The following is a 12,071-nucleotide window of genomic DNA, read 5'->3' as shown; positions in this document are numbered from 1 at the left end:
GATCAACTGATACGTGTCAGACACGTCATCATCCGTAAAATTTATGCGTATACTACCGGGGGCGCCCGGGGAGAGAGGTCGTGATAAACGGCCAGTGTAGCCGCCAGAATGGCTGGTGGATAGAATATCCAGGAGATTTTACGAACCGGTGCAAAATAGTCGGCCGAAAACTGTGTGTAAGGCTCTACACCGATCTGCAGAAAGTCGCAGTGACGGTGCTGCTCAGATATGGTGATGCCATGGGTAATTACCCGTTCATCTTCCGTATCGCTGTGGCCTGCAAAATGGTGTATAAACTCCCGTGGGATCGTATTTATGGAAAATACGCCCAACAGGATGATCGCTACTACCTTATGCAGAAATTTGCTATACACGTTGGCAAAGGTAGGGAAAAACAGCTATTTGCAACACTGTTGCACAACATATTCTTAAAGATACTGATCAGTTTACTTTCAGCATCGGCCGTACCTGTTGCACGGCGCCGTTCTGGAAACGGGCATAATAGATCCCGTTGGGCAGGTAGCCGGCATCAAATGTAATGGTATAGGTACCTGGTGTATGTACTTTATTTACCGGCACTGTCACCAAACGGCCCATGGTATCAAAAATCTGGATCATGGTATGACCGCTGCCAGTCACATAGGTAATGTTGGTAGCCGAAGTAAAGGGATTAGGATTATTGGTAATCAGGAATTTATCTTCCGGTACGAGCTCCGGTAAACCGGTAATAAGGCCGCAGGCCACGCCACTGACCAGGGGCAACCGCTGATAATCTTTCTGCAGAATGGATTGCAACACGTCCTGGTCTACACAGAACCATTGCTCCAGCAGGGAAGCATATATCGACCTGAAATCATACTGCATGGGGATATTATCCGCTACCGCGGTGACTTCTGGTAAAGCAGGCGAATTACCCAGCACTCCCTGATTCACATAATCCCCGAAGAGGATCATCGGTGCCGCAGCACCGTGGTCCGTACCCATACTGTAATTGGATTTGATACGGCGGCCAAATTCAGAGAAGGTCATACCGATGACCCGCCGGGAAGACTTGAGCCCTTTGAGGTCATCCATGAATGCTTTGATGGCATCTGATACATCTCCCAGGAGCTTGGCATGGCCACCTTTGGTCGTATCACCGGATTCGGTCTGGCTGGCATGCGTATCGAAACCGCCGGCTGTAACCATATACAGCCTGGTTTTAAGTCCACCGGCTACCAGGCGCGCTACAATTTTCAGCTGTGCAGCCAGGCTGTTATCCGCAGGATAGGCGCCTTGTGAAGTCACTTTTGCGGCGGCCGATTTAATCGTTTTCTCGTAGCTGTTGGCCTGTTGCGCAATCTTGCGGATATACGTCAGTTCTTTACCGGCTTTGGTATTGGGCGCCGGATCTGTTACCCCGTCTATCAGGTTATAGAAATCCGTAGCGCTGGTGATGGCAATACCCATACTGGCGTTACTGCCCTGGAAAGCGGGCGACACAATAGAACCAATCTGTATGGCGAGGGGATCTGGTGTATCTGCATTCGGATAATTGTCCGGAAAATCCGGGTACTGCGTTTCGAGATAACGGCCGCTCCAACCGGAGGTGATGACTTCATTGGAGTCGGAACCACTGAGCCAGATATCTGTAGCCCGGAAATGGGAGAAATTCGGAGAAGGATATCCTACGCTTTGTATGATGCAGGCTTTCCCTTCATTGTATAATTGTTGTACGCCTTTCATGGCAGGATGCAAACCGGCTTTACGGTAGTTATCCAACCGCAGTACTTTTCCTTCCGGAATAGCGATGTTACTGCGGGCTGCCTGATAGCGACCATAAATATCCAGCGGTATCACCATGTTCAAGCCATCATTACCACCTGTCAGCTGTATCATGACCAACACATGATCATTATCTTTTGCGGCACTACCTAATGCGTTCAGCATGGAAGATGCGCCAAATGCCTTCACCGAAAAGCCATTGAGGATCGTTGGCAGAATAGTAGCTGGCGCCGTGTATTTAAGAAAATCTCTTCTTCTCATAAAAGGTCTTTCAGGGATCAGGATAATTGGTATTCCGACAGGTCCATGATGTACTTGTACAGCGCCTGCAGGCGGATGTAGATGTCTTGCTTTTTCGCAGCATCACCAGGAGCAGCTTTATAGGCTTTCCAGGCGGAAGTCCAGTAGTAATCACTATTGGGACTTTGTCCGCTGAGCAGGATGGTATTTTTCAGGAATGCTTTCAGGTTATCGGAAACGCCTACACGATATAGAATATCCAGCGAGTCATTGACCAGGGTAACCGGATTGGCAGGATCGGAGAGCTGCTCCGCAAAAAAGATGGGATCTATCTGCAGTCCGTTGGTACCGGCGCTGCTGATAAGACCGTCGCTCAACTGGTTACGTTTAGGCAAGGTGTCGGTATTGATCCATAGCTCATGAAAAGCCGGTTCCTGGTAATAGGCGTCCCAACCAGCTACCAGCGGCGGATCGCCGAGGTTCTGCAGCATGGCTGCCGCGCGGGCTTGCAGGAAGTTCCAGGCTTTATATCGCGCTGTTTCATCCGTCGGAAAACGAACGCTGTATTCGCGGCAAAGCCCTACGCAAAAGTCGGCCGGACTTTTAATCAAACAAGCCATGTTCAGCTGATCGTAGAAATGTTCGCTGGTAAACAGGGCATTGAGCATGGTATGGATATCGTAGCCACTTTCGCGGAAGATAGTGGCCAGCGGTACAATCACATTTTTTTCTGTAGCCGCATCTATATCGTAGTAAACAAAGAAGCGGTATAGTTTACGGCAGATAAATTTCGCGGCTTCCGGTTGCAGGAAGATAATGCCGAGCAGGTCGTCCAGTTCAGAAGCCCCTTCTGCGCCGGTTTTCCCGGAGATCACTTTATTGGCATAAAATCCGGAAAAGGCTTTATTGGTAATATCGTGCTTGGTAGAATCAAAGTAGCTGGTGATGGTGCTGTCATTTATCCGGAAACCTGTGAGCACGCGGGCGGTAGCTCTTACGTCTTCTTCTGTATAGTGAGAGTCCGGCCCTTTACCTACGGTGAATAATTCATGTAATTCCCGGGCGTAGTTTTCATCGGCCGCTTCTTTGGAGTTACGGTCACCGTTGAGGTATACCAACATGCCGGGGTCCAGTGTCACGGCTTTCGTCAGGTCTTTAAAATTCCCCAGGGCGTATTGCCGCAGCGTCAGGTTATATTGATAGCTATACCGGCTATCGTGTATCATAGCCGTTTCTGTCACAAAGTGATTGTGCCAGAAGAGCACCATTTTTTCGTGTATGCTGGCTGGTTGGTTAATCATTTGACCGATCCACCACGCCTTATAGGAGGATATTCTTTTCCTCTCCAGCATGGCATCTCCCCGCGGTGCCTTCACCCAGGTAGCGCCGGGGGCTACGCCGGTATCATCTACCCCATAGTTGTTGACAGGTGGTGTGGGTGCTGCCTGCGGTGTCAGGAGCAGGTCTACCGCCTGTTGCATGCTGAGGTTGCGGAAAGTATGGATGTTGGCTGGTGAAACACCGAATAGCGTACGTTTCAGCAGATGAATCAATTGTAAGGTTCCCCAGCTACCGGTGTACGGTGCGATGCCGGTATCGGTACGGGCAAAGGCGGTACTTGTCCGCGCACGGCGGTCTGGCGATAAGGTTAGGAATTGTCGACGATCCATAAGGTGATATGGTTGAGTGGCGAGGGGCCGATTACGCCGCCAAATTAGCATTTTTTTTAATCTAACCAAGTTAAAATGTAGGTAAATATACAAGTATGGGGTGTTACTCAATTGAATAATCTTCTCAGATTGATCAACAAAATATCATTTTAATAATTTGATTATCAATAATTTACAAATATAAAATATCGATGTATTTCAGATAAAATATTTAACTTCGTGTATCGCCCAAAATGCGATGGCACGAAAAAAAAGGAAGCTGCCCTCCTTTGCACAGACAGGCAGCTCTCCTTTGTGTTTTTGAATGAACAAAAACTTCTTTTATGAACCCATTGCTACAAGGCTGGCGCCCGCCGCGGGTCAGCAATATTTCTTTTCCGGTTTCCGGCAATATCTTCTACCATCATTACCGACATTGGTTTTTTAACAGCCGTTAAAAGTACATTCTCCTTGTTGTAGATGTTTACCGCTTTATTGCGGTAACGGACAGGCATTGCCGTTAGTATCGTATTGAGTGACCAGGGATCAATTTAATACACTATTTATCAGCTAATTACACATTACAACACAAATATAATCATTACTTGTTACAAACACCACACGGCTGTAACATTTATACTATTGTTATACATAATTCATAAAAAATGAATCATAATATCAACAGATTTTTAAAACCCATCCGCTTACAGTTATACCTCTCCCAAACAACCATCAGCAATATGATAGGCATCCCCCGGATCACCTATCACAGCTATGAATGCGGTAGCCGGTCTGCCAACAGGCCTTTCCTGCTGGAAAGATTCCTGCAGTTGTTTGGAATAGACCTGCATTTATCAGATCAATTACACAGTATTGTGTTTATTGATGATACCAAATTACCTGCTGCCACAGTGATGGCTTTACAGGCTTTATCATTTGATGATAATGATAACGACCACGAAAAAAGCCCTGCATCAAACGTATAAAAGTGATCGTGAGGTTACAGATCGTACAGCCATAACGGTTGTGCGATCTGTCGTTACCGGCAGGCATATCGTTGCCCGATCAATGGAAAACCCTGATTGATCCAAAAATCACAACAGATGAATCCTCCGGACATACCACCGGTATGATATGGCGCCATAAAAAAGGTTTTGCCTGCAGTCAGTACTTCACCCGTCAGCTCCTGAAACAACCTGCATAAAACAGCTTCCAATTCCACTGCGGTAGCAGGTACCGGTATTGTTTGCGTAGCCTGTTGCAAGGCGTCCCACAACTGCGGGTCTCCCCGTAAGCCCCAGATGACCGGACGCTCTTCAAAAAACATCGTTACCCTGTCTGTCATCTTCCTTTATTTTCCTGTATCCGGCAGGTAACACACCTGCTGTCGGGAAGTTAGTGCAAAAGCGATCAGCAGGTAGGGAAATATCTGCAACTGTTTCAGGATAAGCAATTTATTTTCGATATTTTTATAAAGACATCCTGTAATTATTTAACCCATTCGCAGCATGCTGTTTATCAGACTATTTTTCCCTTTGTTTTTATTGATCAGCCAACCGGTTATCAGCGCTACGGCTCAGACACCGGTAAACAGGGTAGATACACCCATTATAACAAGTGCCATCAATGATTACGAAGATCTTTATACGGCGGGGGAGGAAGCCTCGCTGGACAGCCTCCTGCACGCATTCCAGCAACGTACGGGCATCCGGGTTATACTGGTTACATTGCCCGCCGGTATGACGACGAAAGACAGCGTGGATACTTTTGTACATCATCTTTTCAGCGAATGGACCGCCCCCATCGATCAAAAAGAAAAAGGTATCCTCATTGGTATCTCCAAAACATACCGGAAGATGAGAATAGAAAACGGCTATGCCATTACCGGAATACTTTCCGATGCAGCCACCCAAACCATTATCAATACAGGATTTATACCCGGATTCAAAACCGGCAGATATTATGATGGCACGTTAACAGGATTGCAAACCCTGATAACTGCCCTGGACAAACAACTTTAGATTCATTTAAAAAGCAGCGCAACATGACGTTTCAAAATCGCACTATTTTTATTACCGGCGCCAGTCGTGGTATTGGCGAATCTATTGCCTTAAAACTGGCTGCAGCAGGTGCCAATATTGTAATTGCCGCTAAAAGCGTAGAAGAAGATCCCCGCCTGGGAGGCACCATCTTTTCAGTGGCCAAAGCAGTAGAAGCTGCCGGCGGCAAGGCGTTGCCTGTACAGGTAGACATCCGGGATGAAGCCCAGATACAACAGGCCGTAAAACAGGCAGCAGAAAAATTCGGCGGTATTGATGTACTGATCAACAATGCTTCTGCTATACAACTGACGAATACCGAACAAACACCCGCCAAACGATTTGACCTGATACATGATATTAATGTGCGGGGTACCTTTCTCATGACCCAGCATTGTATTCCATATCTGAAAGCTGGTAACAATCCACATATCCTCACCTTATCGCCCCCCATCAACCTGGATCCTAAATGGATGGGCGGCCATATTGCCTACACCATCAGCAAATACAATATGAGCATGCTCGCATTAGGATGGGCAGCAGAACTGAAACCATACGGCATCGCCGCTAACTCACTCTGGCCTGCCACAACTATTGCTACCGCCGCAGTAAAAAATCTGCTGGGAGGCGATGCCCTCATGAGTGTGAGCCGCAAACCGGAGATCATTGCCGACGCGGTTAGCTATATTCTCAGCAAACCTGCTGCCACCTGCACCGGTAACAACTTCATTGATGAAGCAGTATTGCAAGCGGAAGGTATTACCGACTTTGAAAAATATGCCGTTACTCCCGGTGGCAGACTACAGTCGGATCTGTTTCTGTAAATATATACCAGGGAGCCCTGCTTATTTTTTGCAGCGGATCTTCTTTATGTTATTCAAGTACCGTATCCTAAACTGGATACGGTACTTTTCTTTACAACACGATCACTGCAACATTCCTCTTCCGATATTTACAAGGCTGATTTACTGGCTTGATTAATTAAGCAAATAACATCGCCTTCCCGGCATAAAAAGCATGATCTGCAGGTATCGCTTATCTATACCACATTACGGCCAATATCCTGTTATGGCAGGTATCAAGAAATGTCAGCTCCCTGCGATCTGATCTCGCCCGGATCCACTAATTTTCTATTGTAAAAAACAGTATTGCTAACGATAGTTATCACCTGCCACCTGTATTCCTATTCCGTGAAACCATTTTTCAGCAATTGCTTGATTGACATACACCATTCAATAAATCTATCTATGAACCGATCAGACAATCATACAGCGGTTTATGACGGCTTTATTCCGGCTCAAAAAAACCTCGCCGGATAGTAATAGCCATTCGACTTACCCACTCCAACACGCTATTAAAACCTATTTTCATGTCCAGCGCAAAGTTTTTATTTTTTCTGTTGATAGCTGTCAGCTGTAGCCACTGCGGGACTTTTCTGGCCGCAAACATGGGAGAAGATAAATATCAGATAAAAAAGTCCGGACAAACCAGTGTCCCCCATGCAGTACTGATCATCCATACCTGGGAATATGCCTCCAGCCCTTTATTTCCGCTGGCAGGTATTCAGATCATGCCGGATAAAGACTCAATGCCTCATTATATGGTTACTGATTCATCCGGTAGATGTAAAGTATTTTTGTCGCCCGGCGTACATTCCCTGCAGGCTTCCTGTACCGGATTCAGATCCGTACACATCGATCGGTTAAAGGTTAATAAAGGAGATTCGCTTACCATTCATTTCTATCTGCCAACAGATAAAAACTAATCCCGTAAACACGCCCTCCTTCCGGCCCGCCAGCCGGATTTTCACGATCCTGCAACTGCCGATACTGGCCTCCTGATCCCAAATACGATCAAACTGATCACCGCCAACAGCCATATACTGATACCCCCATATAACATCACTCCATCAAATCCCTGCAGCAATGCGGCATGTACAATATTCCCAGTCGGGTCCAGCGCTGCACCACCCGGTAATGCCGGCAACGCATCGCTGCTACCAGCCGCAATTTTTGCTGCAGCAGCATGCAGTTGCTGTGTATCCAAAGATGCCGGCAACACCGCTTTCAGATAAGTCAGTATACCTGCCAGCAAAATGAATCCCATCAGCGCAATATTAACGGCCAACGCAATCAGCCGGGCACTCATATCTATGCCGGAGGCCATACCCGCGCGGGAAGCCGGCACCGCACCGGTAGTTGTATTAGTGACGAGCGTGTTGGTAATTCCCAATCCAATCCCCGCCAGCAAAGATCCTGGCAACATGGTTAACCAACTGGCATCTTCCCGGATGCCTCCATACCGCATCAACATAAATCCAGCTCCTATGATAAACAATCCCGCAGGAATCACCACACCTGGCTGAAAGCGGAGAGACAACCGCTCTCCCAACGGCGGAAATACCAATGTTGGCAGGGTATAGGCCAGCAACGCCAGGCCAGCTGTAATACTGTCGTAACCCAATCCACTCTGAAAATATACCGGCAGATAAATCATGAATGGCCAGAAGCTGAAATTCATCGCCATAGCGCCTAACAAGGCACCTGAAAAATGACGGATACGAAACACCGAAAAATCAAACATAGGATGTGGATTCATTTTTTCTGCCACCACAAAAGCAACCAGAAAAATAACTACCAGCGCTATCATCAGGTAACCGGTTGTACTGAAAAAGCCGATCTCCGGCCCCTGCGTAATGTAATAGGTTAATCCAAACACCGCCAGCGATAAAGTAACAATACCTGCTATATCTACTTTTCCTGCCTGCGGATCGCGGGACTCGGCTATTCCGCTGAACACCAGCAGGAGGGTTAGCGCAGTAATCAGCACATGCACCAGGAATACCCATTGCCAGTTGGATACGGCCACAATCATACCGCCAATAATAGGGCCGAAGCCCAGGCCTATCCCAAAAACAATTCCCCATATACCAAAAGCTCTTCCTCTTTCTGCACCGGCGCGGAACTGATGAGAAAGGATCGCTATCTGGCAGATCAACATCGCACCGCCTCCCATTCCCTGCAGGAAGCGACTGACAATCAATACCGTTACGTTTTGTGCCAGTCCGCAAATAAGAGAAGTGATGCCGAATACCGTCAGGCTGATAATAAACACACGTTTCCGGCCATACCGGTCGGCCAATGTACCGGTAGCCATCAATACCGTTGTACAGGCAATGGTATAAGCATTCATAATCCATTGCATGTCTTTGAAGTCACCGTGCAATACTTTTTCCAGGGTCGGTAATATAACGGGGACGCTGGAAATTTCCAGTCCAAACATCAGCGAAGCCAGACAAATAGCTGTTAACGCGATAAAATTCTTGTTGAAATACGTAGTCTTTTTCATGTTTCAGGTTATCATACTCAGCAGGCAAAAATAGGTTGACTACCCTCTAAATTCCCGGTACATATCTATGATAAAAAGGTACTTTTACAAGATGGGAAAAGAACATATGCGTCAGTCAGTAGAAGTGCTCTATAAAGTGGTAGAAGAATGCCCGGTTACAACTTTACAATTAACTTTTTTCCAGGTAGCCTATGTAATTTCCGGCACTGGTACCATGCGTATTAACGGCCATGAAATGCCGTATCGTGCAGCCAATCTTTTTCTGCTCACCCCCCAAGACCATTACACCTTTGAGATTGGCACCACCACTGAGTTTCTACTCGTACGGTTTGATCACAGTTATATAAAAGAATACCAATGGAAAGGTATCGATCATATGGCTCACCTGTTGGATCATGCGACGCATATGTCTGGTTGTATTCTGAAAAACAAGCCGGATGAAGCACTGGTAAAATCCATTGTTGATTCACTTGTACACGAAATACATCACCAGGATCTTTACAATGAAGACCTCATCATGCATTTTGTCAATGCCCTGATTGTTATTTCTGCCCGTAATATTTCCAAAATAAAACCGGCACATCTAAAACAAAATGCTGATAAAAGAATATTGGAAATCATCAACTACATCAAAACCAACATCTATTATCCACAAAAGCTAAAGGCAGTAGCGATGGGTGAAGCGTTTGGTATTTCCACCACTTATCTGGGCAGTTATTTCAAAACACAAAGCGGAGAAACGATCCAGCATTTTATTGCCACTTATAAAATCAGGATGATAGAACACAGGTTAAAATTCAGTGACCGGCGTATTAATGAAATTGCCCTTGAATTTGGCTTTGCAGATGAGAGTCATCTGAACAAGTTTTTCAGGAAACACAAAGGCATAAATTTAACGGGGTACAGGAAAGCGGAAGCGGGGTAGTGGGGGAGCTTGGTTATTTAAACACCTCACTTTTCATTTAAAAGCGGTAAATTAGACTTGATTATTCCATAATTTTGTAACTGAATTACAAATTTCAGGTAAAAAAATGATAATTAGCTTTTCCGCACAGAATTTCAAATGTATTAAAGAGAAGGTTACCCTTTCTTTTGAGCCGGAGAATTCGGATACGCTACAGGATTATTATTTTATTGAGCCTATGAAGGGGGTAAAGCTGTTAAAGCTGGGACTCATTTATGGCCCTAACGGTTCGGGTAAAACAACGATATTGACAAGCCTCAATTTTTTACGGAACCTTGTTATACATCCACTCCAACAAAAGCAAGAGGTACTGGATTTTAAGCCATTTTTATTTGATGATAAAACACAGGATGCAGCAAGCAGCTTTGAATTATCTTTTATTCATAACAATACTAAATATTCCTATTATCTGCAGTTCAACCGACAGGCTATTTTATCTGAAAAACTATATTTCCATTCTCCCAATAAAGCATTAGTATTTCAGAGAACAACCAACACACTTAAACAACTTACTTCCATAAAATTTGGCGGAAAAATCAAGATAAAAAAAACGGCAGAAGAAACCCTTGAGGCCAATACACTTTGGAATACTACGGTACTCAGTGCATTTTTAAAAACAAACATTGAATTGCCGGAACTCAAAAATGTGACAGATTGGTTCATAGAAGTTTTAAAGGCAGTTATTACACCAGGTGCCAGTTTTAAAAACTATATCACCCGAGGATTATCTGAACATAAAATTAACAAGGCATACATTATACAGTTTTTAAAGAAAGCCGATTTTGCCATCAATGACATTACCATTCAAACGACTAAAGTCAATATAAAACCGAACACATTGGAAATGGTCGCCTTGTTGAATAAGCAAATAGAAAGCAGCCACCCCGATGCGCCCTCATTACCTCTTTTGGAAGAGTTAGAAAAAAAAGATTTACTATTTGAACATGTTATTCAAAAAACAGACGGTACCACCGCCAGCTACAGGTTACCTTATGAAGAGGAATCGGAAGGTACGCAGCGGTATTTTCAGTTCAGCGGCTTATTAGACGTCATGCTTCATCAGGAAAGCGTTTTTATGCTGGATGAACTGGAGTCTTCTCTACATCCAGACCTTATCAAACACTTTATGTTACTCTTCCTGGTGAATGTAAAAAAAACACAGTTGATGGCTACTACGCATCATCGGGAACTGCTGATGGAAAGAGATATCCTGCGGGAAGATGCTATCTGGTTTACAGAGAAAAAAGCAGATGGCAGTATAGACCTTTTTTCGCTTAGTGACTTCGATTCCAGTGTGGTAAGAGATACCACCTCTATCTACAATGCTTATAAATCCGGTAAACTGGGAGCCAAACCCGTTTTAAGCGATTATTATTTAAACATCCCCAATGGCGAGATCCACTGAAAAGAGGAAAGGTAGTGGCAGACAAACCTTTGCCATACTGGTTGACGGAGAAACAGAAAAATGGTACCTGGAACAACTACGGAATACCGAAAACCCAGCCGGCATCACCATCAAGCCAGATCTCCCCAGAAAAACCAAACTGGAAGACCAATATCTTACCGTAAAAGACAATGCCGATATCTATGATCTTTCTATCTGGATCATTGACCTGGACGTTGTTATCCGCGAAAACAAAGTGTCTCAACTAATAACTTATCTGGCTGCGGTGAAGGGTAATAAAAAAATCCAGATCCTGATTAATACACCTTGCCTCGAATACTGGTTTCTACAGCATGTTAATGATTGCGGAAAATACTTCGCAGATTGCCATGCTGTTATGCGGGAACTAAAGAAACATGCACCATTACAGGAATACTCCAAAAGTGCCAGATACTTTATTCAAACCCAACCTGATATCTACCAAAGACTCAAACCATATCTGAACAATGGCATTTCCAACGCCAGGAAAAGAGGAGCATTTGACCCAGTGCACCCACAAAAAGGGAAAGCAGAAATCTATAAATTATTTGAAATACCGGGTTTATTACCCACCCTTAGCCGTTAAAAACAATACACCCGGATGGCAAAAACCAACTCCGGGTGTATTTATATATTGGATATCA

The 12,071-nt window shown here is 45.0% G+C and carries 12 protein-coding genes; 7 read left to right on the top strand and 5 right to left on the bottom strand.

Annotation, left to right across the window (positions count from 1 at the left end; translation table 11 throughout):
- Positions 1–41: 41 nt before the first annotated feature.
- The 3 genes from OL444_RS06985 to OL444_RS06975 form a co-directional block, all read right to left on the bottom strand.
- On the bottom strand, positions 42–374 hold the full coding sequence (locus tag OL444_RS06985) for a hypothetical protein (RefSeq protein ID WP_264733942.1): 333 nt from the start codon (positions 372–374) through the stop codon (positions 42–44).
- A gap of 67 nt (positions 375–441) precedes the next feature.
- Positions 442–2,025: a DUF1501 domain-containing protein gene (locus tag OL444_RS06980; RefSeq protein ID WP_264733943.1), complete on the bottom strand. Its 1,584-nt coding sequence runs from the start codon at positions 2,023–2,025 to the stop codon at positions 442–444.
- A 17-nt stretch (positions 2,026–2,042) separates the two neighbouring features.
- Positions 2,043–3,674 (bottom strand): DUF1800 domain-containing protein, encoded by a 1,632-nt coding sequence (locus OL444_RS06975; RefSeq protein WP_264733944.1) that lies wholly within the window; start codon positions 3,672–3,674, stop codon positions 2,043–2,045.
- A gap of 644 nt (positions 3,675–4,318) precedes the next feature.
- Between OL444_RS06975 and OL444_RS06970 the strand changes: the two genes are divergently transcribed.
- Positions 4,319–4,639 (top strand): helix-turn-helix domain-containing protein, encoded by a 321-nt coding sequence (locus tag OL444_RS06970; protein ID WP_264733945.1) that lies wholly within the window; start codon positions 4,319–4,321, stop codon positions 4,637–4,639.
- Positions 4,640–4,692: 53 nt separating this feature from the next.
- Here OL444_RS06970 and OL444_RS06965 read toward each other — a convergent pair whose 3' ends face one another.
- Positions 4,693–4,998 carry a hypothetical protein gene (locus tag OL444_RS06965; protein ID WP_264733946.1) on the bottom strand — a complete coding sequence of 102 codons (306 nt, stop codon included), beginning with the start codon at positions 4,996–4,998 and terminating at the stop codon, positions 4,693–4,695.
- 163 nt (positions 4,999–5,161) lie between these two features.
- Between OL444_RS06965 and OL444_RS06960 the strand changes: the two genes are divergently transcribed.
- The 3 genes from OL444_RS06960 (at position 5,162) to OL444_RS06950 (ending at position 7,457) form a co-directional block, all read left to right on the top strand.
- Positions 5,162–5,674, top strand: a complete 513-nt coding sequence (locus OL444_RS06960; protein ID WP_264733947.1) for a TPM domain-containing protein — start codon at positions 5,162–5,164, stop codon at positions 5,672–5,674.
- Positions 5,675–5,697: 23 nt separating this feature from the next.
- Entirely contained in the window at positions 5,698–6,516 is an 819-nt protein-coding gene (locus tag OL444_RS06955; protein WP_264733948.1) for an SDR family oxidoreductase, read from the top strand.
- Between the two features lie 545 nt (positions 6,517–7,061).
- Positions 7,062–7,457 (top strand): carboxypeptidase-like regulatory domain-containing protein, encoded by a 396-nt coding sequence (locus OL444_RS06950; protein ID WP_264733949.1) that lies wholly within the window; start codon positions 7,062–7,064, stop codon positions 7,455–7,457.
- A gap of 41 nt (positions 7,458–7,498) precedes the next feature.
- Here OL444_RS06950 and OL444_RS06945 read toward each other — a convergent pair whose 3' ends face one another.
- Complete coding sequence (locus OL444_RS06945) at positions 7,499–9,040, bottom strand: MFS transporter (protein WP_264733950.1); 1,542 nt, start codon at positions 9,038–9,040, stop codon at positions 7,499–7,501.
- A 91-nt stretch (positions 9,041–9,131) separates the two neighbouring features.
- Here OL444_RS06945 and OL444_RS06940 point away from each other — a divergent pair, with 91 nt between their 5' ends.
- The 3 genes from OL444_RS06940 (at position 9,132) to OL444_RS06930 (ending at position 12,013) form a co-directional block, all read left to right on the top strand.
- Positions 9,132–9,965 (top strand): AraC family transcriptional regulator, encoded by an 834-nt coding sequence (locus tag OL444_RS06940; protein ID WP_264733951.1) that lies wholly within the window; start codon positions 9,132–9,134, stop codon positions 9,963–9,965.
- Positions 9,966–10,071: 106 nt separating this feature from the next.
- The gene (locus tag OL444_RS06935) at positions 10,072–11,409 is read left to right on the top strand and encodes an AAA family ATPase (RefSeq protein ID WP_264733952.1); all 1,338 of its coding nucleotides are present in this window, start codon (positions 10,072–10,074) and stop codon (positions 11,407–11,409) included.
- Positions 11,393–12,013, top strand: coding sequence for an RloB domain-containing protein (locus tag OL444_RS06930; protein ID WP_264733953.1), 621 nt, complete (start codon positions 11,393–11,395; stop codon positions 12,011–12,013). Before OL444_RS06935 ends, OL444_RS06930 begins: the two co-directional genes overlap by 17 nt.
- The last annotated feature ends 58 nt before the right edge of the window (positions 12,014–12,071 follow it).

Origin of the sequence: Chitinophaga nivalis, assembly GCF_025989125.1 — a bacterium.
Taxonomy (GTDB): Bacteria; Bacteroidota; Bacteroidia; order Chitinophagales; family Chitinophagaceae; genus Chitinophaga; species Chitinophaga nivalis.
This window is presented reverse-complemented; position numbering and strand designations above follow the sequence as displayed.